At 60.1% G+C, this 25,008-nt stretch carries 27 protein-coding genes and 1 other RNA gene; 7 read left to right on the top strand and 21 right to left on the bottom strand.

All coding sequences use genetic code 11. The features are described 5' to 3' along the window. Window positions 1-75: 75 nt before the first annotated feature. The 12 genes from PZ897_RS07235 to ybgC all read right to left on the bottom strand — a co-directional run bounded on the left by PZ897_RS07235 (window position 76) and on the right by ybgC (window position 13,136). Window positions 76-927: an outer membrane protein gene (locus tag PZ897_RS07235; protein WP_275751234.1), complete on the bottom strand. Its 852-nt coding sequence runs from the start codon at window positions 925-927 to the stop codon at window positions 76-78. 406 nt (window positions 928-1,333) lie between these two features. Beyond that, window positions 1,334-2,686 (bottom strand): phosphoglucosamine mutase, encoded by a 1,353-nt coding sequence (gene glmM, locus PZ897_RS07230; protein WP_275751232.1) that lies wholly within the window; start codon window positions 2,684-2,686, stop codon window positions 1,334-1,336. Window positions 2,687-2,853: 167 nt separating this feature from the next. Next, window positions 2,854-4,791: an ATP-dependent zinc metalloprotease FtsH gene (ftsH, locus tag PZ897_RS07225; protein WP_275751230.1), complete on the bottom strand. Its 1,938-nt coding sequence runs from the start codon at window positions 4,789-4,791 to the stop codon at window positions 2,854-2,856. A 112-nt stretch (window positions 4,792-4,903) separates the two neighbouring features. Continuing rightward, window positions 4,904-6,220 (bottom strand): tRNA lysidine(34) synthetase TilS, encoded by a 1,317-nt coding sequence (gene tilS / locus PZ897_RS07220; RefSeq protein WP_275751228.1) that lies wholly within the window; start codon window positions 6,218-6,220, stop codon window positions 4,904-4,906. A 50-nt stretch (window positions 6,221-6,270) separates the two neighbouring features. Next, window positions 6,271-7,170, bottom strand: coding sequence for a tol-pal system protein YbgF (gene ybgF, locus PZ897_RS07215; protein ID WP_275751226.1), 900 nt, complete (start codon window positions 7,168-7,170; stop codon window positions 6,271-6,273). Window positions 7,171-7,334: 164 nt separating this feature from the next. After that, a complete protein-coding gene (pal, locus tag PZ897_RS07210; protein WP_275751321.1) occupies window positions 7,335-7,841 on the bottom strand; it encodes a peptidoglycan-associated lipoprotein Pal in 507 nt (168 codons plus the stop codon). 164 nt (window positions 7,842-8,005) lie between these two features. Beyond that, the gene (gene tolB / locus PZ897_RS07205; protein ID WP_275751319.1) at window positions 8,006-9,313 is read right to left on the bottom strand and encodes a Tol-Pal system beta propeller repeat protein TolB; all 1,308 of its coding nucleotides are present in this window, start codon (window positions 9,311-9,313) and stop codon (window positions 8,006-8,008) included. Between the two features lie 53 nt (window positions 9,314-9,366). Next, on the bottom strand, window positions 9,367-10,440 hold the full coding sequence (locus PZ897_RS07200) for a hypothetical protein (RefSeq protein WP_275751224.1): 1,074 nt from the start codon (window positions 10,438-10,440) through the stop codon (window positions 9,367-9,369). Between the two features lie 10 nt (window positions 10,441-10,450). Continuing rightward, window positions 10,451-10,900 carry a protein TolR gene (tolR, locus tag PZ897_RS07195; RefSeq protein ID WP_275751222.1) on the bottom strand — a complete coding sequence of 150 codons (450 nt, stop codon included), beginning with the start codon at window positions 10,898-10,900 and terminating at the stop codon, window positions 10,451-10,453. 9 nt (window positions 10,901-10,909) lie between these two features. Continuing rightward, complete coding sequence (tolQ, locus tag PZ897_RS07190) at window positions 10,910-11,626, bottom strand: protein TolQ (RefSeq protein ID WP_275751220.1); 717 nt, start codon at window positions 11,624-11,626, stop codon at window positions 10,910-10,912. A gap of 232 nt (window positions 11,627-11,858) precedes the next feature. Then, a complete protein-coding gene (gene map, locus PZ897_RS07185; RefSeq protein ID WP_275751218.1) occupies window positions 11,859-12,632 on the bottom strand; it encodes a type I methionyl aminopeptidase in 774 nt (257 codons plus the stop codon). 24 nt (window positions 12,633-12,656) lie between these two features. Beyond that, the gene (ybgC, locus tag PZ897_RS07180; RefSeq protein WP_275751216.1) at window positions 12,657-13,136 is read right to left on the bottom strand and encodes a tol-pal system-associated acyl-CoA thioesterase; all 480 of its coding nucleotides are present in this window, start codon (window positions 13,134-13,136) and stop codon (window positions 12,657-12,659) included. A 96-nt stretch (window positions 13,137-13,232) separates the two neighbouring features. On the opposite strand from ybgC, the gene PZ897_RS07175 reads away from it, so the two are divergent. From PZ897_RS07175 to PZ897_RS07165, 3 genes are read left to right on the top strand one after another with little or no spacing between them, the layout of a single operon-like run. Continuing rightward, window positions 13,233-14,453, top strand: a complete 1,221-nt coding sequence (locus PZ897_RS07175) for an NAD-dependent epimerase/dehydratase family protein (protein WP_275751214.1) — start codon at window positions 13,233-13,235, stop codon at window positions 14,451-14,453. Beyond that, window positions 14,450-15,322, top strand: a complete 873-nt coding sequence (locus PZ897_RS07170; RefSeq protein ID WP_275751212.1) for a glycosyltransferase — start codon at window positions 14,450-14,452, stop codon at window positions 15,320-15,322. Before PZ897_RS07175 ends, PZ897_RS07170 begins: the two co-directional genes overlap by 4 nt. Beyond that, on the top strand, window positions 15,319-16,209 hold the full coding sequence (locus tag PZ897_RS07165; protein ID WP_275751210.1) for an NAD(P)-dependent oxidoreductase: 891 nt from the start codon (window positions 15,319-15,321) through the stop codon (window positions 16,207-16,209). Before PZ897_RS07170 ends, PZ897_RS07165 begins: the two co-directional genes overlap by 4 nt. Window positions 16,210-16,230: 21 nt before the next feature. On the opposite strand, the gene ruvB is transcribed toward PZ897_RS07165, so the two are convergent. From ruvB to ruvC, 5 genes are read right to left on the bottom strand one after another with little or no spacing between them, the layout of a single operon-like run. Further along, complete coding sequence (gene ruvB / locus PZ897_RS07160; RefSeq protein ID WP_275751209.1) at window positions 16,231-17,268, bottom strand: Holliday junction branch migration DNA helicase RuvB; 1,038 nt, start codon at window positions 17,266-17,268, stop codon at window positions 16,231-16,233. Further along, complete coding sequence (locus PZ897_RS07155; RefSeq protein ID WP_275751207.1) at window positions 17,265-17,612, bottom strand: hypothetical protein; 348 nt, start codon at window positions 17,610-17,612, stop codon at window positions 17,265-17,267. The genes ruvB and PZ897_RS07155 overlap by 4 nt, the downstream gene beginning before the upstream one ends. Before the next feature lie 41 nt (window positions 17,613-17,653). Next, window positions 17,654-17,815, bottom strand: a complete 162-nt coding sequence (locus PZ897_RS07150; RefSeq protein ID WP_275751205.1) for a hypothetical protein — start codon at window positions 17,813-17,815, stop codon at window positions 17,654-17,656. Between the two features lie 29 nt (window positions 17,816-17,844). Beyond that, window positions 17,845-18,462 carry a Holliday junction branch migration protein RuvA gene (gene ruvA, locus PZ897_RS07145; protein WP_275751203.1) on the bottom strand — a complete coding sequence of 206 codons (618 nt, stop codon included), beginning with the start codon at window positions 18,460-18,462 and terminating at the stop codon, window positions 17,845-17,847. A 10-nt stretch (window positions 18,463-18,472) separates the two neighbouring features. After that, window positions 18,473-18,979 carry a crossover junction endodeoxyribonuclease RuvC gene (ruvC, locus tag PZ897_RS07140; protein ID WP_275751202.1) on the bottom strand — a complete coding sequence of 169 codons (507 nt, stop codon included), beginning with the start codon at window positions 18,977-18,979 and terminating at the stop codon, window positions 18,473-18,475. Window positions 18,980-19,127: 148 nt separating this feature from the next. Here ruvC and PZ897_RS07135 point away from each other — a divergent pair, with 148 nt between their 5' ends. After that, window positions 19,128-20,114 (top strand): LLM class flavin-dependent oxidoreductase, encoded by a 987-nt coding sequence (locus tag PZ897_RS07135; protein WP_275751200.1) that lies wholly within the window; start codon window positions 19,128-19,130, stop codon window positions 20,112-20,114. Window positions 20,115-20,153: 39 nt separating this feature from the next. Here the strand turns inward: PZ897_RS07135 and PZ897_RS07130 are convergent, their stop codons facing one another. Beyond that, the gene (locus PZ897_RS07130) at window positions 20,154-20,909 is read right to left on the bottom strand and encodes a YebC/PmpR family DNA-binding transcriptional regulator (protein WP_275751198.1); all 756 of its coding nucleotides are present in this window, start codon (window positions 20,907-20,909) and stop codon (window positions 20,154-20,156) included. A gap of 80 nt (window positions 20,910-20,989) precedes the next feature. Here PZ897_RS07130 and PZ897_RS07125 point away from each other — a divergent pair, with 80 nt between their 5' ends. The 3 genes from PZ897_RS07125 (at window position 20,990) to PZ897_RS07115 (ending at window position 22,980) form a co-directional block, all read left to right on the top strand. Next, window positions 20,990-21,490: a GFA family protein gene (locus tag PZ897_RS07125; RefSeq protein ID WP_275751196.1), complete on the top strand. Its 501-nt coding sequence runs from the start codon at window positions 20,990-20,992 to the stop codon at window positions 21,488-21,490. Between the two features lie 72 nt (window positions 21,491-21,562). After that, entirely contained in the window at window positions 21,563-22,399 is an 837-nt protein-coding gene (locus PZ897_RS07120; protein WP_275751195.1) for an MBL fold metallo-hydrolase, read from the top strand. 2 nt (window positions 22,400-22,401) lie between these two features. Beyond that, the gene (locus tag PZ897_RS07115; protein ID WP_275751193.1) at window positions 22,402-22,980 is read left to right on the top strand and encodes a tetratricopeptide repeat protein; all 579 of its coding nucleotides are present in this window, start codon (window positions 22,402-22,404) and stop codon (window positions 22,978-22,980) included. A gap of 4 nt (window positions 22,981-22,984) precedes the next feature. Here the strand turns inward: PZ897_RS07115 and PZ897_RS07110 are convergent, their stop codons facing one another. The 3 genes from PZ897_RS07110 to ssrS form a co-directional block, all read right to left on the bottom strand. Then, window positions 22,985-23,809: a TIGR00282 family metallophosphoesterase gene (locus PZ897_RS07110; protein ID WP_275751192.1), complete on the bottom strand. Its 825-nt coding sequence runs from the start codon at window positions 23,807-23,809 to the stop codon at window positions 22,985-22,987. 7 nt (window positions 23,810-23,816) lie between these two features. After that, window positions 23,817-24,389: a 5-formyltetrahydrofolate cyclo-ligase gene (locus tag PZ897_RS07105; protein WP_275751190.1), complete on the bottom strand. Its 573-nt coding sequence runs from the start codon at window positions 24,387-24,389 to the stop codon at window positions 23,817-23,819. 449 nt (window positions 24,390-24,838) lie between these two features. After that, window positions 24,839-24,995, bottom strand: a non-coding RNA gene (gene ssrS / locus PZ897_RS07100) — 6S RNA. Window positions 24,996-25,008: the final 13 nt, after the last annotated feature.

The raw sequence follows: 25,008 nt of genomic DNA, 5'->3' as shown, positions 1-25,008 counted from the left end.
ACGAAAAAACCGCCCGGCAACTGACCGGGCGGCTTTTTGTTTGGAACAACAGGCAGTCCCTGGTTCAGGCGTCGCCTATTTGTAGACGGCAGGCATGATCGGGGCCGGCTCGATGTAGACTTCTTCCTGCGCGCAACCACCGAGGCTGTAGCGAAGGCCACCGCGGACCTCGTGGGAGGAAATGCTGCCGTGTGAGCCCTGGTAACCATTGCTGTTTAGGGCCTTGAACATCGCTCCGCCTCCGATGTTGCGGTAACGGTAGCCGACATCGGCTTTCAGCGAGCAGGTCACGTCGACCGACGCACCGGCCATCAGGGCGTAGGTGAACCGCCATCCCGCGGCGCCGCCATGAAACTCTGTGCCGTCACAATTTGCAGAGTTGCCGGTTTCGCAGGAGGTGTTGCTCAGATCATCCCATTTGACACGCGTGCCGCCGAGACCACCACCAGCGTAGAAGGTGAAACGTCCGGCCTTGTAGAGATCGACATAGGCATTTGCCAACAGGCTCAGTCCCGAGACCGAAGTCAGGTCAGTCGAGGTGCAGGCGGGGGCCACGCCACAGCTGCCTGTGGTCGAGCCCCTGAAATCTGCCTGGCTGAAATAGTCCAGCGTCACGTCAGACCGCAGTTTGTGGTTGATCTGGTATCCGACACCACCGCCAACGCTGTAGGAAGAGCGCAGCTTGGCCGTTGTGAACGGCACGTAGGTATTCAGGTCACCCTGAAAGAAATCGACGCGCTTCATCTTGTTCCAGGAATAGCCTGCATCGCCGCGCAGATACCAGCCGCCGGCCGCAGCAACCGGTTGCGCAACCGGCGGATCATAAATCGGAGCCTCATAGACTGGAGGCGGAAGAACATCTGCGGCTCCAGCCCACCCAGCACCGGCAAGCAACATGGCCGCACCGGCCAAGACAATCTTTCTCATGATAGACTCCATCGTCGAGACGTGCGCTGCCGCCTGCTCGGGTGACAACACGGTTATTGGTTCGCAATGGAGAATGAAGTACAAAGGTTAATGCGTACTTAACCACGTCTATTTACCACTATTGCAGTTCATGTAGTAAAAACAAACACTGCTTGCTGCTCGTAGACATGCTCGACGCACCTGGTCGCGAACTCTACTACCAAGCACAAAAAACACGCTTGACCGGCCTGGCCTGAAACCAACAAGTCTCAAGCGTAACGGAGATAAGGTCACAATAAAAAAATCGGCGTCACAACGAAGACGGATCGGATTTTCCGTAACCAGGATCGGCATGGCAAATGTTTGCCGCGGCAATGCTTGCAAACATTGCCCGAGCCTGCGAATGTTTGTTGGCACCCGGAATGGATCAGGCTGCGTTGCGTACGCCTGAAATCACCGTAATCAGCTCATCGACAATGGTTTCGATCTGGTTGCGGTCATCACCTTCCGCCATCACCCGGATCAGCGGCTCGGTTCCCGAAGGCCGGATAACCAGCCGGGCGGAATCGCCCAAGGCCGCTTCCGCATCCGCAATCGCGGCCTTGACCACACTGGCATTGAGCGGATTTCCGCCGGAATGGCGCACATTCTTGAGAACCTGCGGCACCGGCTCGAACCTCCGGCACACCTCCGACACCGGGCGTCCCATGCGTTGCACACAGGCCATAACCTGCAATGCAGCAATCAGCCCGTCTCCCGTAGTGGCGAAATCCGACAGGACAATGTGGCCCGATTGCTCGCCACCGACATTGAAATCATGCTTGCGCATATGTTCGACCACATAGCGGTCGCCCACCTTGGTGCGCGCCAGGGTCAGGCCCTTGCCTTCAAGGAAGCGTTCCAGACCGAGGTTGGACATCACTGTCGCCACGATACCGTTACCGCGCAACAAGCCATCCGCAGCCCATGATTCAGCGATCAACGCCATCAATTGGTCACCATCGATCACCGCGCCGGTTTCATCAACAATCAGCACCCGATCGGCATCGCCGTCCAGCGCAATGCCAATATCGGCACGCACTTCATGCACCTTGCGAGAGAGCGCGACCGGATGGGTCGACCCGCAATTGAGGTTGATGTTGGTGCCATTTGGCTCTTCGCCGATGGCAATCACGTCGGCACCCAACTCCCAAAGCGCCGCGGGCGCCACCTTGTAGCCTGCGCCATTTGCGCAATCGATGACCACCCGCATTCCCGCCAGGGTAATATCCTTGGGCAGGGTGCGTTTGGCAGACTCGATATAGCGGTCATCCACGCCATCGATCCGCTTGGCCCGGCCTATCGCATCAGGACGCGCCAATTGCAGAAGGATGTCCTCATCCATCAGCTCTTCGATACGATGCTCAAGTTCATCCGAGAGCTTGAAGCCGTCCGGTCCGAAAAGCTTGATGCCATTGTCCTGATAGGGATTGTGGGAGGCGGAAATCATCACGCCGATATCCGCGCGGAGCGAGCGCGTCAGCATTGACACCGCCGGTGTCGGGATTGGCCCGAGCAGAAACACGTCCAGCCCCGCGGCCGTGAAGCCCGCCACAAGGGCATTCTCGATCATGTAGCCCGAAAGCCTGGTATCCTTGCCGATCACGACTCTGTGCCGGTGATCCCCCCGCCGGAACAGATTTCCAACTGAAATGCCAACCCGCATTGCCAGATCCGGCGTCATAGGCACCTTGTTTGCCTGGCCACGAATTCCATCGGTGCCAAAATATCGCCTGGTCATGAAAGCCCCCGGTAAAGTCAACGAATATTGTACTTATACAGCCTGATCTGGCAAATTGCCGCATCATTACAATCAGGTTTTGTTACAAACCGTTGCACTATACACAAAACAGCCGCCCGGTGGCGGCTGTCAACAACTCATTTCTATTAAGGTTTACCGCACACGGCCTATTGCGGCTGCGGCTCCAGACCTGCGTCAGGCTCGTCGCCCTTCTTGCCGGCTCCGCCCTTCTTGGCGCCGGCGGTCGGTACAGCGGTGCCACGGGTCGGCGGCGTATCATCCCCGATGTCGCGCGCCGGCTTTTCACCGCGAATCAGCGCCTTGATTTCGTCGCCGGTCAGCGTCTCATACTCGAGAAGCCCTTCCGCGATGGCGGTGAAACCCTTCTTGTGCTTGGTCAGGATCTCGCGTGCCTCGATGTAAGCCTGATCAATCAGCCGCCGGATTTCGCTATCGATTGTCTGGGCGGTTGCTTCCGACACATTCTTCTGTTGCGCCACCGAATGACCAAGGAAGACTTCCTGCTGGTTCTCGCCATAGGCAACCAGGCCCAGCTCATCGGAGAACCCCCATTCCGTCACCATTGCACGGGCCAGCTTCGTGGCCTGGACAATATCCGAGGACGCGCCGGAGGTGATGTTTTCCTTGCCGAAAGTCAGCTCTTCGGCAACCCGGCCGCCCATCATGATCGCCAGCCGCGACACCATCCACTTGTAACTCATCGAGTAGCGGTCGCCTTCGGGCAGTTGCATGACCATGCCAAGCGCCCGTCCGCGCGGGATAATCGTTGCCTTGTGCACCGGATCGGCCGCAGCGACATGCATTGCGACGATCGCATGACCGGCTTCGTGATAGGCAGTCAGCTTCTTTTCTTCCTGGGTCATGGCGGTCGAGCGTCGCTCGGCCCCCATCATCACCTTGTCCTTGGCGTCTTCGAATTCGGCCATGGTGACAATCCGCTTGTTGCGCCGTGCTGCCAGCAAGGCGCCCTCATTGACCAGGTTCATCAGGTCCGCGCCGGAGAAGCCCGGAGTACCCCGCGCCAGAACCTTCAGGTCCACATTCGGCGCCATCGGCACGTTGCGGACATGCACCTTGAGGATTTTCTCCCGGCCATTGACGTCCGGCAGCGGCACAACGACCTGACGGTCAAACCGGCCTGGACGCATCAGCGCCGGGTCCAGCACGTCGGGACGGTTGGTCGCGGCGATCAGAATGACACCCTCATTGGCTTCGAACCCATCCATTTCGACGAGCAGCTGGTTGAGCGTCTGTTCGCGCTCGTCATTGCCTCCGCCAAGGCCGGCGCCGCGATGGCGACCGACAGCGTCGATTTCGTCAATGAAGATGATGCAGGGCGCATTTTTCTTGGCCTGCTCGAACATGTCGCGAACCCGGCTCGCGCCGACGCCGACAAACATCTCGACAAAGTCGGAACCGGAAATCGTGAAGAACGGCACGTTGGCTTCGCCCGCAACAGCGCGCGCTGTCAAAGTCTTACCTGTACCAGGAGGGCCCACGAGCAAAACGCCACGGGGGATCTTGCCGCCCAGCCGCTGGAATTTCTGCGGATCGCGCAGGAATTCGACAATTTCTTCGAGGTCCTGCTTGGCTTCGTCGACACCGGCCACATCGGCAAAGGTCACACGGCCATGCGCTTCGGTCAGCAACTTGGCTTTTGACTTGCCAAACCCCATGGCACCGCGCGAACCGCCCTGCATCTGGCGCATGAAGAAAATCCACACACCCAGAATGAGCAGGATCGGCAGCCAGGAGATCAGGTAACCGACCAGCGTGTTGGAGCCGTCAACTTCCGGCTTGGCCGTAATCGCCACATTGCGCTCGTTCAACCGCTGGATCAGACCTGCATCACCGGGCGAATAGGTTTGAAAGCCGGTGGCGGTGTCGGTGTAATTGCCGGAGATCCGTTCGCCCACGATAGTGACATCGCGCACGCGGCCCGCATCAATATCCTTGAGGAACTGGGAATAGGCGATGTCACGCCCGGCGGTCCGTTCATTCGGACTTTGAAACATGTTGAACAGTGCGATCAACAAGAGTGCGATGATTGCCCATAGGGCAAAATTGCGGAAGTTGGGGTTCATGCTCTTCCTCGGGGGATCAAGGCCTGCTGCCACCGGCGCATACCGAATTTCGAATACTGATTTACAACATAGGAGCCTGAGGGGGCCTTGCCAAGGCTACGTAAGTCGTTTGTCACCGCACTTGCATCGCGGTTAACGCGGCAATTTCCGGCAGATCGGTCCAGGGACACTGGGGAAAGCCGGTCGACCGGGCCAATTGCGCCAGGGACTGGGCCACAGGCATTTCGTAAACCGGCAAGATATGTGAACTTCGCCCGGCCAATCTTTGCTGGACAAAACCACCGGCGACTCCATTCTCCACAGTCCAGCATGTGTGTTCTCTCTCGGCATCGCGGCGGAACAATGGCAAATGCGCGCCTGCGCGATCGTTAAAAACCGTCAGCGGCGAGACATTGGACAGGTTTCTCACACGGTAGCGCCCGTCCCAGACAGCTGAATGGCCGGGCGAAAGCGTCAAGGCTTCAAGTCCGCGGCTTTCACGCCTGACGGCCAGAATGTTTCCATTGCGCTCGATCAAGCAGCGGCCAACACTGATCGCCTGTCTGCCCTTGCCACCCGATCCGCCACCCAGGAACCGCGCCAGCGTCGCCTTGCCACGCCGGTCCAGCGGGCGTCCGGCCCCGCCGCAATAATCAATCACAGCTTCAACCGCCGCCGCGACCACATCCGCATCCTCCCCTGGCCGGCATACGATCCGGACCAGGCCATCGGTTTCGCTGCAATTGGCCCTGATGAAATCCGCGGCCCTGCCCGCGAGCCGTCTGCGGGCAATAGCAAACTGCGCACCGTCAGCATCCCCGTCCGCAGGAAGCTGCTGTGCGAGCATGGCGCGAACCCGCACCCGCTCGAATCGGGGATCGGCATTCGACGGGTCCTCAATCCACTCGATCCCGGCCCGGCGCAAAAAGTCTCGGATATCTTCCCGTTGCAGGGTCAGAAGGGGCCGCAACACCCACATCTTCCCGTCAAACAACGTGGCCGGTGGAATACCAGCCAGTCCCGGCGCATCATTTGCTGGGCTGCGCGCCCGCCGCATCGCGCGTGTTTCATCCTGATCATTGCGGGTGTGCGCAGTCAGAACCGCTGCAAGACCGTGCCGGGCTGCAGCTGCACCCATCAAGCGATAGCGCGCCACCCGGGCGGCTGCCTGCAGTCCCGACACAGGCCGATCGCCGGTCCAGCGCAATGTCTCGTGACGAACGCCAAGCTGGCGGCACCGGGCTTTGACCCAGCGCGCTTCATCAGCGGACCCGTCGCGCAAGCCATGATCAACCGTGAGCACAACCAGCTGTGTCGGCGGGACGATTCGGGCAAGCCCATACAGCAATCCCAGGGAATCGGAACCACCGGACACGCCGAGGCCAATTGGACGGCGATCCTTCAGCCCGGCATAGAAATCAGAAAGAATGTCATGAAAGGTTCGGGGCATCTGGCCGGCCCGATCTGCCAGGTCCGAAGCACCCGGGATGCGGCGGGTAATCAGCAGCTCGCCAGCTTCTGCTCTTCACTGACCTTGGCGCGAACCGCCGCGGAAGCGCCAGGGTAGCGGATCAGAACTTCGCGCAAGGTCGCGCAGGCGGTTTCGCGGTTGTCGAGTCTGGCCAGCGACATTCCGAGTTTCAACAGCGAATCGGCGCCCTTGTCGGCCTGAGGGTATTGTTTGTGGGCATCAAGAAAGGTTTTCGCAGACTCCTGATATCTGGCTTGCGAATACTGGGCTTCACCGAGCCAGAACATCGCGTCGGACGCGCGGGCGCTCTCGGGAAAACTGGTCACGTAATCCTGGAACACCTGCTCGGCAAGCGAGTAGTCTCCAGCAAGCATGTGGTTGTAACCAGTCTGATACAAATCCTCGGGCGAGGACAAGGCGGCAGTCTGGCTCCCCTGATCCATCGGCTCGATAATGCCGCCGATCAGATCACCATTCTTGTCGAACTTGATTGATCCGAGATCGGTTGCGGGCGCGCCTGCCCCCTGTTGGGTAGATGTGGACGCCGTGGACGACGGCTCAACGCCTGACGACGGCACCGAAGAGCCGGCATCGCCACGCTGATTGCCGGTTTTTTCAAGTTCCTGGAAGCGGAACTCGTTGTCCTGCTGCATCTGCCGCATCTGTTCCTGCATTTGCAGCAACTGGAACCCGAGTTCCTCGATCCGGCCAGTCAGTCCACGAACCTGCTCTTCGAGTTGGCCGATCCGGTAGGTCGGATCTCCGCTCTGCGCCAGAACCACCGGCGCCCGGTCGGTTTGACTGCTGCCGGTTGCTGCAGGCGGCTCGAGGATGCCATGCGAAAATCCTGAAAGCAGGGGTGCCGCATGCACCGGATAGGCAAAAGCGGCCATCATCGCCGCTGCGAGTAAATTGCAAATGGGTTTCATCAGCCTGACCTCATTACGCGGGCATACGCCCCGACCTCCGGAATAACGCATCGCAGCGTATCAAATCAACGCACAAACCGGCCAAACTATGATCACACGCCCACCCAATGAAAAAGAAGGCGGCCCGCAGACCGCCCTCTCAAATCAGACAAGCGTGACCTTGATCAGCTGCCCGCCCCGCCAAGCACGGTAACCGCGCGACGGTTTTGCGACCAGCAGGAGATATCATCGCAGACTGCGACCGGACGCTCCTTGCCGAAGGAAATGCTGCGGATACGGTTGGCCGGGATGCCACGATTGATGAGATACTGACGGGCAGAGGATGCACGCCGAGCGCCGAGCGCAAGGTTGTACTCACGGGTGCCGCGTTCGTCGGCATGTCCCTCAACCGTGACCTGATAGTTCGGATACTGATTGAGCCACTGCGCCTGACGGTCAAGCGTCGCCGCCGCATCGGCCCGGACCACCGACGAATCGGTATCGAAGAAAATCCGGTCACCGACATTGACGGTGAAGTCCTGCTGAGACCCCGGCGTCGCATTGCCAGCAAGCCCCAGATCGGCGGCGTTGTTGGGAAGGTTGTTCTTTTTTGAGGCGCAGCCGGTCAGGACGAGCGCTGTGAAAAGCGCGATCATCGCCGGGGTGCGGGCAAATTCTTGCATGCGGCGCATGGCCGGACTCCTTGGAAGTGTTTGGTTGATCTTTTGTAACCGGTCGCGGTTAATCGGCGTTGAAGAAACAGGGTTAATTTTGTCTGTGTTTTTCGCGTGCAAGCCGCGTCTGGACGCAGAATGCGGCACGAAGACGGCAAAAACCAGCCCAATTTGCGATCGAGCTATTCAAGCAGCGGAGACCAGGCCGGGTCAGAGGCATAGCTTGGTGTTGTCACCAGTTGCTCATTGTAGCCGGTGAGATCGATCGAATAGATCTGCGGGCCGCCAGAGCCGGCGGGTTGACGGAAGAACATCAGCACCCGGCCATTGGGTGCCCAGGTTGGCCCTTCATTGTGAAACCCGGTCGTCAGGATGCGTTCGCCCGACCCGTCGGTGCGCATCACCCCAATCGAGAATTTGCCACCCGATTGCTTGGTGAATGCAATCAGATCACCACGCGGCGACCAGACCGGCGTTGAATAGGAACCGTCGCCAAATGACACACGTCGTTGGTTTGAGCCATCGGTGCCCATGATATAAAGCTGCTGACGCCCGCCCCGGTCGCTTTCAAAAACGATCTGATTGCCATCGGGCGAGTAGGATGGAGAGGTATCGATCGCAGCCGTGCTTGTCAGCCGGGTTGTCGAGCGCGAGCGCAGATCCAAGGTATAGATATTGGCGTTGCCTTCCTGCTGAAGGCTCATGATCACCTTCTGCCCGTCTGGCGAAAACCGCGGCGCAAAGGTCATGCCGGGAAAATTGCCGACCAACTCGCGCTGACCGGTTTCAAGCTGCAGGAGATAGACCCGTGGCTGGCCTCCCTCGAACGACATGTAGGTAATTTCCTGCCGGCTTGGTGAAAACCGCGGCGTCAGCACGATGTCATTGGCATTGGTCAGCATGCGGATGTTGGCGCCATCCTGGTCCATGATCGCCAGTTGTTTCTTGCGGTCAATCTTCGGACCGCTTTCGGACACGAACACCACGCGGCTGTCGAAATAGCCCTTTTCACCGGTCAGCCGCTCATAGATCGCATCGGCGATGATGTGGGCCACCCGGCGCCAGTTTTCCGGACGGGTGAAGAACTGTTCCCCCGAGAGCTGCTGGTTGGCAAATGTGTCCCACAAACGGAACTCTGCCCGCAATCGGCCATCCGCTTCGCGCACCACACGGCCCGTGACCAGGGCCTGGGCGTTGATCACCCGCCAATCCTCGAACCGGGGGGCGACATCAGGATTGGAGATTTTTTCGATAAACGCAGCCTGGTCGATCGGGGCAAACAAGCCCGAGCGCTTGAGGTCGGCCGCAACCACGGCAGCAATCTGCCCGCCCACGGCGTCGCTTGAGATGAAGTCGGTGATGGCAATCGGCAGGGGCTCGACATTGGCCTTGTTGATATCGATCTCGACAACGGCGCGTGCCGGTGTCGAAGCCAGCAACACGAGCGCTCCCGCCATCGCCAGCGACAAACCAAAAATCCGGTTGATCATATTCATAATGCAGCCTTTCAGCACCATTTCTATCACAGTCATGTGCCCCGCCCTCAAAACATCTGGCTGGGGTCGAAATTCACGATCACTTCCGACCAGGAATCAAATTTTTCTTTGGGCAACTGGTAAGGTTGTGCCTGAAGGACAGCGCGTCGGGCGCTGCCTGCCAATGTGCCGCGAGTTCCTGCAGATCCGCCGGTCGCCGTCACTTCTGGCTGGCCAACGACATTGCCGGCCAGATCAAGCCTCATCTTCACAGTCACCCGCACATCTCCGCCATCGGCCATGCCCGGAATGATGTTCCAGTACTTCTGGATCTGGCCGCGCAGGGCATCCATTTCGCTCTGGCTGAGCGTGTTTCCGCGTGTGGTCTGCGACCCACCCAGCGACGCGGTTTCGGTCGTGCGCTTGGCTCCGCCACCCGCAGCGTCCTGCTTGTTCAGCAGCGCAGCAACCTGATCGGCATTGAAGTCGCTCTCTTTCGAGGAAGCCTGTTCAGACGCTTTGGCCTTGGCAACGCTCTTCTGCGGCTCCGGTCTGCTTTCGGGCACCGGCCCGGCGCTGGGCAAGGCCGCAAACGCCGGCTCGCTCGGCGCGGCCTCGGTGATCGCCTCCGCCACGGGATCGGGCGTGGTTTCCGCCGGCAAGGCAGCCACTTCCACCGGAGCCGGCGCTGGCTCTGCCGGCTTTTCCGGAGCCGGCTTTGGCGCAGGGTCGGGCGCCGGTTTTGGTTCAGCCACCTTGGCCGGTTCGGGCGCCGGCGGCGTGGGAGCAGGATCAGGCTGGGGCGCAGGCTTTTCCGCCGGTTTTGGCGGCGCCTCGGACACGACTTCCCTAGGGCTGGGCTTGGCTTCCTTGACCGGCTTCAGGTCGACGGAATTGTCACCGGCATTTTCCGCATCCGCCACCGGATCGGGCCGCGAGGTCGGCATTGGCGCGGCCTTTTCGGCAATCGGCGCGGTTTTCTCGCCCTGCTGGATTTGGGTGATTTCCTCGATCGGCACGATGCTGACCGGAAACGATTCCACGTCGGCCACTTCCAGTGTTCTGGGCGCAGAAAACGACGACAGCGCGAACCCTAGCACCAGCGCGTGAAAAACCGTTGATGTCGCCAGACTTCCCTTCATCAGCGCGCCGTCAACTGTCCTGTTCCTGGAGCGTGACCAGCCCAAGGTTCCTGAATCCGGCAGCGGAAATCCGCGCCATCACCTTCATCACGGTTCCGTAATCGGCATTGGTATCGCCGCGCACATAGATCCGCTCCTCATAGCCTGTCGTGGCAATCGCCTCGAGCTTGGGAACCACTTCATCGAAGGCGATCTCGGTTTCCTGCAGATAGATCTGCCCATCCGAGTTCACCGAAACAGTGATCGGCTGGGTGTCCGAATTGAGCGCGTTGGCCTGGGTTTCGGGCAGGTCAATCGGCACGCCAACGGTCAGAAGCGGTGCGGCCACCATGAAAATGATCAGCAGCACCAGCATCACGTCGACAAACGGCGTGACGTTGATTTCGCTCAGAAGCTGCTTGTGGCTTCCACGCCGTCCACGGCGCGAACCGCCTCGACCACCTTGTCTGGATATGCCCATGGTTGCCCCCTATTCCGCAGCAGCGCGCGGGTTGAGACGCTCGTCGATCTGGCGCGACAAGATCCCGGAGAACTCGTCGGTAAAACCTTCCATCCGGGCCGACAGTTTGCCGGCGTCGGCGGAGAACTTGTTGTAGGCGATCACAGCCGGAATGGCGGCAAGGAGCCCGATCGCGGTGGCAAGCAGCGCTTCGGCAATGCCGGGCGCCACGACGGCGAGATTGGTCGACTTCGACCCTGCAATCGCCTGAAACGAGGTCATGATGCCGACCACGGTGCCGAACAGACCGATAAACGGAGCTGCAGATCCTATGCTTGCCAGCGAACCAAGCTTTGATTCAAGCGCGTCAGCTTCACGCGCCAGCGTCACATCCATCGCCTTGTCGATCCGCATTTGCAGTCCGATCGGGGATTTTGCGCCACGCTCGAAAGACTTTTTCCATTCCCGCATGGCCGAAACAAAGATCGCGCTCATTCCTGTCGACTTGCGGTCCGACAGCGTGCGGTACAATTCCTCAAGCGACTGCCCGGACCAGAAAATCTGCTCGAACTGGTCGAGCTGCCGGCCGAACTTGCCAAACGAGATCCACTTGTCCGCCACGATCGCCCAGGTCCAGATCGAGGCGCCAATCAGCCCAAGCATCACAATCTTGACCACAAACCCGGCCTGCATGAAAAGCGACCAGAGCGTCACTTCGCTGGCTGCTGCAAGTCCAACCTGTTCCATTCAATAACCCTCGAATCCAAACGCCCGGCTCTATTACCGGGCGGCCAAGACTTCACTTTTGCCGGGAGTCCAGAAGTGAGCGTTCGCCGCCTATTCACTTGTCTAGTCTTCTCGCGGCCAATTTTGGTGAAAGGATGGCGCATCTGTTGCGCGCAATCCTAACGGTTTAAGTAATGGATTATTATGGTTAAGGCTTGGTTAGGATTCAGCCACAAAGCCGGTTTGCCGGCATTCAGGCGATATTGTCCGGCAAAGTCAGGATGATCGGGCCATTGCGGCTGGCGACAACCGTGTGTTCGAACTGGACTGTCAGTGCGCGTGGACAGGAGTAGAGCGTCCAGTTTCCACCACCGTCATCCTCGTCCGCGTCTTCAGCCAAGACCGCTCCCAATGACAGAAACCGCTCGATCGTAAAGACCTGCCCCTCGGCCATGACGCGCCTGTCGCTGCGATTGGGCCAGGTGGCAATTTCTGCAGGCTCCTCGTGCAGCGACAGTCCGACCCCGTGGCTGGCCAGATTGCGAATGAGCGTATAGCCGTTCTTGCCGGCAAACCTGCCGACCGCATCGCCGATGGATGCATAGCGGGCGCCGCTCCTGACCTGAGTAAGCCCAGCCGACAGCGCCCGCTTGCCGTCACGCAGCAATCGCGCCGTCTTCTGTGCCACCGGCGCGACGCCGAAGGAGGCGCCGGTATCGCCAAAAAAACCATCCTTGAGGGCTGACACGTCAATATTGACCAGATCGCCCGGTGCGATCACCCGGTCGCCGGGAACGCCATGGGCGACCTCCTCGTTGATCGAGATGCAGGTCGCACCGGGAAACTGATAGCAGGTTTCAGGCGCTGACTGGGCCCCGTTGGCTTCCAGGTATTGCCGTCCGATCCGGTCAAGCTCGCGGGTTGTCATGCCGGCTTCCATCGCGCCCGCCATGACCCGGATCGCGTTGGCGCAAATCCGTCCGATCTGCCTGAGCTTCTCCAGATCGCTTTCCGATGAAACCATCAACGCAAACACCCTCTTCTTGAAATCTCAGTTGTTCCTGTCACCGGCAACAAGCGCCAGCAATGTATCGGGCAGCCGCCGCGCCCGGCCGAAACCATTGATCACCACGACCGTCACCGATGCCGATGCCAGCACCTCGTCCCCACGCTTGATGGACTGCTGCAACTGCAGGCGCGCGCCCCGGGCCTCCACCGGTGTGGTGATGATGGTCAGCACATCATCCATCCGCGCCGGAGATCTGAAGTCGATCTCCATGCGCCTGACGACAAAGGCCACGACCTCGGCAGGGTCTGACCGGGCATGCAACGCGCCTTGGGAAACGCCCATCAGCCGGATGTAATCGGTTCGTCCACGCTCGAAGAAATGCAGGTAGCGCGCGTGATAGACGAAACCGGAAAAGTCCGTGTCCTCGTAATACACCCGTTGCGTCAGATGATGACTGCCGTCGTCTATCCGTCCCGATAGCGATATGTCCATGGTTCCCGCCCGTCCGGTCTGGTAAGTCATTTGTCCACAGCCCCACGTTGGAATTGAGACAATCGTGTTTCTGTCATAAAACCGATCTATCAGGATTAAAACCATGCAGGCACAGGAGATTGATCAATGAAGATTGCAATTATGGGTGGCGACGGCTTCGTCGGGTGGCCAACAGCTCTGCATCTCTCCAACGCCGGGCATGAGATTCATATTGTCGACAACCTTTCGCGGCGCTGGATCGACACCGAACTGGGGGTTCAGTCCCTGACCCCGATGGATTCGATTCAGGAACGCACCCGGATCTGGCACGCTGAAACCGGCCGGAAGATCCATTTTCATCTCATCGATCTGGCGCGCGATTATGACGTGCTGAAGACCTGGCTGGCCGAAGAGCGACCCGATGCGATCATCCATTTCGCCGAACAGCGCGCCGCGCCCTATTCGATGAAAAGCGACCGGCACAAGAACTACACGGTCAACAACAATGTCAACGCCACCCACAATCTGCTCAATGCCATGGTCGCAATCGATCTCGATGCGCACCTGGTGCACCTGGGAACCATGGGCGTCTACGGCTATTCCACCATTGGCGCGGCGATTCCCGAGGGCTATCTGCCGGTCGGCATCGAAACCATGTCCGGCGAAACGGTCAAGCAGGACATTTTGTATCCGACCAATCCCGGCTCGATCTATCATATGACCAAATGTCTCGATCAGCTCGTATTCCAGTTCTACGCCAAGAACGACAATCTGCGCATCACCGATCTGCATCAGGGCATTGTCTGGGGCACCCACACCGATCAGACCCGGCGTCACGAACAACTGGTCAACCGGTTCGATTATGATGGCGACTACGGAACCGTGCTCAACCGTTTCCTGATTCAGGCAGCCATCGGCTATCCGTTGACCGTGCATGGCACCGGCGGTCAGACCCGCGCCTTCATCCACATTCAGGATTCGGTGCGCTGCATCGAGATTGCGCTCAACAACCCGCCTGCAGCCGGCTCAAAGGTGGAAATCTTCAACCAGATGACCGAGACCCATCGGGTCCGCGATCTGGCGGAAATGATTGCCGGCATGACTGGCGCCGAAATCGCCTGGTTGCCGAACCCGCGCAAGGAAGCTGCAGAAAACGATCTCGTCGTTCGCAATGAAAAGTTCCTCGGACTGGGGCTTGAGCCGACCACGCTGAAGGAAGGGTTGCTCGAAGAAGTCGTCGACGTCGCCCGGAAATACGCCTACCGCGTTGACCGGACCCGTGTTCCGGCGGTTTCGGCCTGGACCAAGGACATCGCCACGAAAATCAACCGTGATCCGGAGGGCAAGAAGCTCAAATCGGTTTCATGAGCAGCTCCCGCGCCGTTCCGGCGGGCCTGACGGCAAACAGGCCCGCGGCAAGTCATCGCGCCTATGTCACGCTGGTCACCAATGCCGACTATGCCATGGGTGCCTTGGCACTTGCCCGGTCGATAAGACTCGCCGGTGCAGAGGCCGATATCGTCGTGCTTCACACCGGCGGTGTCGACGCTTCCGCGCTGACGCCGCTGTCCGATCTCGGTTGCCGGCTGATCCGGACCGAGCTGCTCGACACGTCCGACGCCTTCAACCTGCGCCATGCGCGCGGCAGACTTCACGCCGCCGCCCCGTTCACCAAGGGGCGCAAACCTGCGTTTCACTCACCGCTCGACAATTTCTGCAAGCTCCGGCTGTGGCAACTGACCGAGTATCAGGTGTGCGTCTTCATCGACGCCGATGCGCTGGTGTTGCGCAACATCGACAAGCTGTTTGACTATCCCGAGTTTTCGGCCGCTCCCAATGTCTACGAGACCTTGCAAGATTTCCACCGGCTCAATTCCGGTGTGTTCGTCGCCCGTCCCTCTGGGGAAACCTTTGCCGCCATGATGACGATGCTGGATCAGCCCGACACGTTCTGGCGGCGCACCGACCAGACATTCCTGCAGACATTCTTCCCCGACTGGCACGGCCTGCCGGTGACCATGAACATGCTGCAATATGTCTGGTTCAATCTGCCCGATCTGTGGGACTGGAAGCAGATCGGCGTGCTGCACTACCAGTATGAAAAACCCTGGGAAACCGGGCATCCGAGGTCGGCCGAACTCAAGCCGCTGATCGACCTTTGGCACGCGTTCCACGAGGGCACCGGCATTCCCGATATCCCATCTCTTGCCAATCCAGCCGGGATTGCCAGCCCATGAAAGTGCTCGTCTCCGGCGGCACCGGCCTGGTCGGGCGCTATATCGTCGAGACTTTGTCAAAAGCAGGCTGTGAGGTGCTGGTGGCCGGCCGGACTCCACCGGCAAGCGGCCTGTTCTCCAAGCCTGTCGACTTTCGCGCCGCGCGGCTCGATCCACACTGGAAACCGGACGCCTTGTTTGACGCGGTCGACGTCTTCATTCACGCCGCATTCGAACACCTGCCCGGACAATACCGTGGCGGCGAAGGCGATGATCCGGATGGCTTCCGGCGTTCCAACCTTCTTGGAACAATCAATTTTTTTGATGCTGCAAAGCGGATGGGCGTCCAGCGTGCGATTTTTCTGTCAAGCCGCGCAGTCTATGACGGCGTGGCATCCGGCACCCGTTTGACTGAACCCCTCGAAGTCCGGCCCACGTCGCTCTACGGCGAGATCAAGCTTCTGGGCGAACAGGCGCTTGCTGCGTTGAATGCGCCCGGCTTCACCACATCAAGCCTCCGCCTGACCGGCGTTTACGGGGATCTCAGGCCCAACAAATGGGACGGCCTGTTTGCCGATTATCTCGCAGGGCACGAGATACCGGTTCGTGCCGGCTCGGAAGTGCATGGCCGTGATGTCGGCCAGGCTGTGCAACTGATGCTTGCCACCGATCCGGCCCGTGTCGGAGGCAAGGCCTTCAATGTCTCGGACGTGATTGCCGACACCCACGACATCCTGTCGCTTTACAAGGCCGCCACAAGCTGCCGCCATCCGCTGCCGCTGCCTGCGGACAAATCTGCCGTGGCCGCAATGGCAACCGACAGGATCAGATCTCTCGGCTGGAAACCCGGCGGCATGGCATTATTACGAGAAACCCTCGAGCATCTCGCGGTCAAAGCTCAGACCTGAGGGCAATCCGGTGCCCCGCACCTACTCTTCTTCAAACAGGCTGGCTTGTGTTGCGGCGAGATCCTTGGGCGGATTGAGGCCCATATGCGCCCAGGCCCGCGCCGTCAGCACCCGGCCACGCGGTGTCCGCTGCAGGAAGCCCTGCTGGATGAGAAAGGGCTCGATGATGTCCTCGATCGCATCACGCGGTTCTGACAGACCCGCTGCGATGGTTTCGATCCCCACCGGCCCGCCGCCGAAATTACGCACGATCATGTCGAGATAGCGCCGGTCGAGCTGATCCAGCCCGATGCTGTCCACCGACAGCCGGGTCAGCGCTTCATCGGCAATGATCCGGGTCACCGCCTCGGCCTTCGCCACTTCGGCAAAATCCCGCACCCGGCGGAGCAGCCGCCCGGCAATGCGCGGCGTGCCCCGTGACCTGCGGGCAATTTCCAGCGCGCCCTCGTCGGTCATGCCAAGCCCCATGATCCGGGCGCCGCGGCGCACGATCAGCTCGAGTTCCTCGACCGTGTAGAACTGCAGCCGCACCGGAATTCCGAACCGGTCGCGCAGCGGATTGGTCAGAAGCCCGAGCCGCGTCGTCGCCGCCACCAGCGTGAACCGCGACAGATCGATCTTCACCGACCGCGCCGCAGGCCCCTCCCCGATGATCAGGTCAAGCTGAAAATCCTCCATCGCCGGATAGAGGATCTCCTCCACCGCCGGGCTGAGTCGGTGGATCTCGTCGATGAACAGCACATCGCGGTCTTCGAGATTGGTCAGAAGTGCGGCCAGATCGCCGGCCTTGGCGATCACCGGACCGGAGGTGGAGCGGAAATTGACGCCCAGTTCCTTGGCCATGATCTGCGCCAGCGTGGTCTTGCCGAGCCCCGGAGGGCCGACGAACAGCACGTGATCAAGCGCCTCACCCCGGTTCTTGGCCGCTTCGATGAAGACTTTCAGATTGGACCGCGCCTCGGCCTGGCCGGTGAACTCGTCGAGCGATTGCGGCCGCAGCGTCATATCCACGTCTTCACCGCGTTTGTCGGCGGAAACCAGACGTTCGGCGTCACTCATGCCAGCAGCTCCATGCCGGGCACGGATGCCGCGGTCTTTCTGTCAGAGGTCCGGGGCTTTTCGCAGCCATTCTCCCGATTGAGCCCGGCGATGACGGCACCGGACAAGTCCGGATAAGGCGAATGCAGCCATTCGGCCCAGTTTTTCATCTGCAACATCTCCGGCACCCTGATTTCCACTGTGTCGAGCAAACCCGTCCAGATGGTCTCGCCCATCACCATCGGATTGACGAACAGCGGCCTCTCGGCGTCGCTGGATTTCACCAGCTCACCCGCCGCATCGAATTGCTTCTTGTCATCGCGCATCAGAAGCCGGACGATGATGTTGCTGTCAATCCCGATCATGCGCGTGCTTGTACCGATTGGAAGTGACCTTCCCGATTGCCTCATTCATCGCCTCCACCAAAACCGGCACGCGGCTTGGCTGGAAAAGCACGCCGGCGAAATCGAGCGCAGACCGGTATTTCGGCGCCGAACTTGAGATCGTTACACACCTCAATCGGGGTTGTCGTCTGGCCCTTGATGGTGATCTTCGATTCGACGCCCATTCCTTACCTCTTCCGCAACAAGGATTTCCTTACCGCGCCAGTTCTTTCAGCCCCAACCGGATCAATTTGGCCGAATCGGCCTCCTCGCCCGCCTGCTTCATCGCCGCCGCCACCGCAGTGGCGGCCTGGTCGCGCGAATAGCCAAGATTGGACAGCGCCGAGACCGCATCCGCAATGGGTGCCGAGGCCACCCCCTCGCCCAGTTCCTGCTTGAGCCCCATGGCGCCGCCGGCGTCGCCCGACAGCGCCGGCGCCTTGTTTTTCAACTCGGTGACGATGCGCTGCGCAACCTTCGGTCCAACGCCCGGAGACCGCGCCACCATTGCCTTGTCCTGCAACGCGATTGCATTGGCCAGATCCGAGGGCGACAACGTCGACAGCACCGCCAGCGCCACCTTGGCGCCTACCCCCTGAACACTCTGCAACAGGCGGAACCACTCCCGCTCCAGCGCACTCTCGAATCCGAAAAGCCTCAGCTGGTCTTCGCGCACATAGGTTTCGATGAACAGCACGACCGCCTCTCCGGCGGAGCCCAGCCGCGACAATGTGCGCGTCGAGCAGGAAACCACATAACAGACCCCGTGCACATCAATGAGCACATGGTCGTCGGCAATGTCTTCAATACTGCCTTTGAGTTTTCCGATCATCGACCCCTCCTTATTCTGCGGCCAGCCGCCATTGGGGCGATGTCCGGTGATGCGCGTGACAGATTGCGATTGCCAGCGCATCGGCGGCATGGTCACTGTCAAAGGTCGCTTTCGGCATCAGCACCTTGACCATCATCAGGATCTGCTTCTTGTCGCCGTGCCCCACGCCAATAACCGTTTTCTTGACTGCATTCGGGGCATATTCTCCAACACGCAACCCGGCCCGTGCCGGCGCCAGCATGGCGATACCGCGCGCCTGTCCGAGCTTCAAGGTTGCGCTAGCGTCCTTGTTGACGAAGGTATTCTCGACCGCCGCCTCGAATGGCTGATAATCGTGCAAGACCATTTCCAGCCCGTCGTAAAGCTGCTTCAGCCGTGAGGCGAGATCAAGCTTGCTGTCGGATTTGATCGTGCCGGAGGCAACAAACCGCAAGGAATTGCCAAGGCTCTCCACCACGCCCCACCCGGTGTGTCTGAGCCCGGGATCTATCCCGATTATCCGAATCGCTTCCGCCATGAAAAGACCCTATCCCGATGCCGTGGACCATTCCATCAAAATGTGAACAAAACAAAAACAAACACAGGCACCAGCAAACAGTCTTTGGCGTTCAGCCGATGGCTTCCTACATGTGAGCCAATCAAGATCAGCTCTGAGAGATATCCGCATGACCGCCTTTTCCATTCTCGATCTCTGCCCCATCGTCGAGGGCGGCACCACAAGCGATGCACTCGCCGCGACGCGCCGGATGGCCAGGCAGGCCGAAGATGCCGGTTTCACCCGCTTCTGGCTGGCCGAGCATCACGGCATGCAAGGCATTGCCAGCGCCGCCACCGCGCTGGTGATTGCCGAGGCAGGCCATGCGACAAGCACCATCCGCATCGGCTCGGGCGGCATCATGCTGCCAAACCATTCGCCGCTGGTCATTGCCGAGCAGTTCGGAACGCTCGAAGCGCTGTTTCCCGGGCGCGTCGATCTCGGCCTCGGCCGCGCGCCGGGCACCGACATGAACACGGCCCGTGCCTTGCGGCGCAATCTTGAGGCCGGTGCACAGAGCTTTCCCGACGACATCCGCGAACTGCAGCACTGGCTGGGGGAGCCCGACCCCGCCAAGCTGATCGCCATCCCCGGCGCCGGATCGCATGTTCCCATCTGGATACTCGGCTCAAGCGTCTACAGTGCCCATCTGGCCGCAGCACTCGGGCTTCCTTACGCCTTCGCCTCGCATTTCGCCCCCGACATGCTGTTTCAGGCGCTCGACATCTACCGGACCCATTTCACACCGTCGGCCCAACTGGACGCACCCTACGTCATCGCCGCCACGATGGGCGTGATGGCGGATACGGACACAGAGGCCGACTATCTTTTCACCACCTTGCAGCAGACCTTCGTCAACATGCGCCGCAATGCCCGTGGCAAGATGCCACGGCCGATCGACAGCATGGATGGCTTCTGGAACGAGATGGAAAAGACCGCGGTCGACCACACCCTGCGCTATGCGGTGGTCGGCGGACCGGAAACCGCGACGCGGAGAATGCAGGAATTCATCGCAGCGACCGAGGCCGATGAGATCATGATCTCCATGCCGATCCATTCCATTGAAGCGCGCCTGAAATCCGTCGCCTTGTTTGGCGCCATGCGCGCCGCAGTCTGACAGCGGAAGCCGCCGGTTGAACCACCGGCGGTGTCGTGATCAGGTCGACAAGGCCGACAGTTTCGCCATGATTTCGTCAGACACCTCGAAATTGGCGTAGACGTTCTGCACGTCATCATCGTCGTCGAGAGTTGCGATCAGCTTGAGCACGGACAGGGCCTTGTCCTCGTCGACCGGCGCCGTGATCTGCGGCTTCCACACCGCCTTGATCGATTGGGCCTCGCCAAGCGCCTCTTCAAGCGCGGTGGAGACATCGCCGATGTCCTCGAAAGCGCAAAGAATGGTGTGCTCCTCTTCGCCGCTGGTCACATCCTCGGCCCCGGCCATGATTGCTGCTTCCATGATCGCGTCGGCGTCGCCGGCATCGGCCGGGTAGATGATCTCGCCAACCCGTGTGAACATGAAGCCGACCGATCCGGTTTCACCCAATGCGCCGCCGGATTTGGTGAACGCCGCACGCACGCTCGATGCGGTGCGGTTGCGATTGTCGGTCAACGCCTCGACGATGACGGCCACGCCACCGGGCCCATAGCCCTCGTAACGGACTTCCTCGTAGTTCTCGCTGTCGCCGCCAGACGCCTTGTTGACGGCGCGCTGGATGTTGTCCTTGGGCATGGACTGTGCCTTGGCATTCTGGATCGCCAGTCGCAGTCTCGGATTCATGGCCGGGTCAGGCGCGCCCATTTTCGCCGCGACGGTGATTTCGCGTCCGAGCTTGGAAAACATTTTCGACCGGACAGCATCTTGCCGTCCCTTGCGATGCATGATGTTTTTAAATTGTGAATGGCCGGCCATAACACCCCTGATCTTTGCTCTGGAATCTGGATTGCCGGGTTATAAGGTTCTTCCCGCGTTTCGTCCAGAAGGTTCAGGCCATGCAGAAAACCATCGTCCCGCCGCTGCCGCTGACCGGAGGCTGCCAATGCGGCCTGATCCGCTACCGGTTGCGGGGCCGGCCGCTGGTGTTTTACCTGTGCCATTGCAGCGAATGCCAGCGCCATACTTCCTCGGCATTTGGTGAAAGCCTCCGCTTCAGAAGCGCGGATCTCGAGGTCGAGCCCGGTCTGCACCGTATCAGCCGGACGAGCGAGACAGGCAAGCAACGACAGGGATGGTTCTGTCCCCAATGCGGCGTGAGGATCTGGCACGGAACCGCCGGATCGCCGGAGATCAACATCAAGGCAGGCACGCTGGATGACACCTCATGGCTCATCCCTGCCGGGCACATCTGGGCCCGCTCGAAACAGCCATTTATCCAGATTGCGGACGATGAGTTACAGTATCAGACCCAGCCGACCGACGACTATGCCGCGCTGAAGCAGCGATGGCTGGAGATGACACAAGACATGGGGCAGACCAAAGCTGAGCCGGATTGAAGACGGACCTTTACCTGAGGCGATACTGCCCTAAACTTGAAAGGTGGAAAACAGTTTCACGGAGCCTGCCTCATGCCCCGTATCAAACACTGCCTTTTTCTTGCCGCTGCCCTGCTGGTCGCCGCAGCACCTGGCCAGGCGCAGCAAGGCCAGCGCCCGTTCAGCCAGTGCCTGGCCGTGGCCCGGGCGCTCCCCGGCGCCACTTACGCCAACATGACGCCGGCGGATCTTGCGCTGCGGGCCGAGCCGGTGGCGACCGCTGCGGCCGGGGTCGAGATCATGTTCGCCGGCCATTCCAGCTATGTCATCACCACACCCGGCGGCGTGACCATTGCCACAGACTTCAACGGATGGGCCGGAACTGTGGCCGTTCCCGACGTCGTCACCATGAACAAGGCGCATTCCTCCCACTTCACCCTGGCACCTGATCAGCGGATTGGGCATGTGTTGCGGGGCTGGAGTTTTGACCAGACGCCGGCTGATCATGATCTGGTGGTTGACGATGTCTATATCCGCAACGTCACCACCGACATTCGCAATTTTGACGGCATGGAACCTGATGGCAATTCGATCTTCATCTTCGAGGTTGCCGATCTGTGCATTGGCCACCTCGGCCACCTGCATCATCCGCTGGAAGACCGGCATTTTGCCCAGATCGGTCGGCTCGACATCGTCATGCTGCCGGTTGATGGTGGCCTGACCTTAAGCCACACAGCCATGACCGGACTTGCCCAGCGCCTGCAATCGTCAATTCTTCTGCCGATGCATCGCCGCGGCGCGCCCCTCTCCCGCTTCATCGAGATGATGGGCGACAAGTTCGTCACCGATTTTGTCAATGCGGACCGCTTCACCATCTCTGCCCGGACTCTGCCGCGCCGACCGACAATCCTGATCTTGAAGGGGGTCTGACAATGCAGCGCAGGGATTTCCTGGTCGACGTGTTCGCTGTTGCCGCCCTTGCTGCTCTCGCCTCACCGGCGCGCGCCGACACGGCAGACCACCGCGAGACACTGTTTGAGGCGCTCAGAACGGCAAAAACAGAAGCCGAAGGCCGGGCCGCCGAAAACGCCATCTGGCGCTGGTGGCTCGATCAGGCGCCCACGCCTGAAGTCCGCGATGCCATCGACCACGGCATGAAGCGCCGCGAAAGCTATGATTTCGAAGCCGCGGAGAAAGCCTTCGACATCGCCGTGCGCGATGCACCGTCCTACGCCGAAGGCTGGAACCAGCGCGCCTTTGCCCGGTTTCTGCGCGACAACATCGAAGGCGCGCTCTCGGACCTGGAAAGGGCGGTCGAACTCGATCCCGATCACTTCGGCGCCTGGTCGGGAATGTATCATGTGCTGATACGGATGGGCCGCCCGGAAGTGGCTGTTGCGGCACTGTCACGCGCGGTGACGATTCATCCGTGGTTAAAGGAACGCGGCATGTTGCCGCCCGATCCCGATGCCAGGCGGCCGCCGATCAAGGGCAAGCAGCAAAACCTGTAAGCTCTCAACTCCAGAAATCGGGCATGGTCTCGGCCAGCCTTGGCCCGATCCTGAGCGGCGCGATTTTCTCCGCGAGCCCTGTGCGGTCTGAAATCTCGACAGCCACGCCGCAGATGGTGGCGGGCCCGGAAGCGGCCTCGAAGCGGCCCTTCGGTATCTTGGCCACGAACCGGTTGATCGGTTCTTCCTTGTCCATGCCGATTGACGAATCATAGTCGCCGCACATGCCCGCATCGGAAATATAGGCAGTGCCGCCGTTGAGAATCTGTGCGTCCGCCGTCGGCACGTGGGTGTGGGTCCCGACAACGAAGCTCGCGCGGCCATCGACAAAATGCGCAAAACAGAGTTTTTCGCTGGTTGCTTCGGCATGGAAATCGAACACCACCGCATCAGCCTGCTCTCCAAGCGGGCACGCAGTCAGGATTGCTTCACCGGCGCTGAAGGGGTCATCGAGATCGGGATGCATGAACACCCGCCCCATGACATTGGCCACCAGCACCCGGGCGCCGTTGCGGGCAATGTAGAGATTGGAGCCCCGTCCGGGCGTGCCTGCGGGATAATTGGCCGGGCGCAGGAACCGCTCCTGCCGGTCAGCATAGATCAGCGCCTCGCGCTGGTCCCAGACGTGATTGCCGGTGGTCACCACATCGGCGCCGGCATTCAGCGTCTCGAGAAAGATGTCTTCGGTGATGCCAAAGCCGCCAGCGGCGTTCTCGCCATTGACGATGACAAAATCCAGCTTGAAATCGCGGATCAGGCCGGGAAGGCGGTTCCAGACCGCGGTGCGGCCGGATCGTCCGACCAGATCTCCAAGAAACAACAAGCGCATCGGCTCTCTATACGCCTTGAGAAAGCGAGCGCAAGCCCTGCTCGGTCAGGATCATCTGGAGCGGCACATCATGAGGTTCCGCCGGCACTGCATCGGCTTGCTGAAAGCCGAAGGCGGTACCAACAAGCCGGGGTGACAGGCCTTTGCCGCGAAGCCGCGCGATGGCGCGATCATAGTGCCCCGCCCCGTAGCCGAGCCGATTGCCCTTTGCGTCGAATGCCGACAGCGGCATCATCAGCACGTCCGGATCAAGCTCTTGTGCCTCGGATCCCGGACCCAACGTTCCAAATCCGGTACTGATCAGCTCCGCCCCAGGAACGAGCTCGCGAAAAACAATGGTCTCGCGATCAAGCACCACGGGCAGGCAGATCCGGGCACCGCGGTGACGCAGCCGCGCCAGCAGTGGTCTGAGGTCGGGTTCGGATCTGATGGGCAGATACCCGGCGATGATCGTTCCGGGATCGAAAGCCATCTCGTCGGCCGCGTCCGCCATTGCCAGGCTCATCTCGATGCGAATATCCGGCGCCAGTGCATTGCGCCGCGCCAGCATCTCCGCACGGATGCTCGATTTGCTTGTCATGTCCAGCTCCACCCGGTTTCTTCAGCAACCGAAGTAAAGGCGACCCCCGTGCAACGTCAACAAGGACCATGCCTGTCCCAATTCGGGACGTCCAAAATGGTTTGTATACGACACTGGGTATTTTCATTTGCCGCAAGCCGGCGGCTGGGCCTAAAAAAACAGGCATAATCAAAAAAATTTCTATGAAATCAATTGCGGATATTCATGACTCAACCACCTGATCGCTTGACCCATACGGAAAGAGTGTGCCTGCAATCGGCGGCAAGAGGCAAGCCCCTTGCCATGATTGCAAAAAATTTCAGCATCTGCCCTAAATCCGTCGAGCAGCAATTGCAGTCCGCCCGGACGAAGCTGATGGCCACGACAATGGTCGAGGCAATTGCGCGGGCCATGAAACAGGGCTTGATCGACTAAGGCTCTGGTCTTGCATATATCCGTGAACGGAAAAAGCGCGATCCACAACAGCCGATGGATGTATTGATCCTGGGAACCTACAACGTAGGTGGGCACCATATGTCCGGACCCACGAGTCCGGTCAGGGACAGCACCCTTTGGATCAATTAAGGCCCCAGGGAAAGTGTATCCTGTCGAGAGGCGCAGATCGCTTCTGCTATATAGG

Origin of the sequence: Hoeflea sp. YIM 152468 (assembly GCF_029210485.1) — a bacterium.
Lineage (GTDB): Bacteria > Pseudomonadota > Alphaproteobacteria > Rhizobiales > Rhizobiaceae > Hoeflea.
Note: the sequence above shows the minus strand (reverse complement) of the source record. Positions and strands in the feature narration are given on the sequence as shown.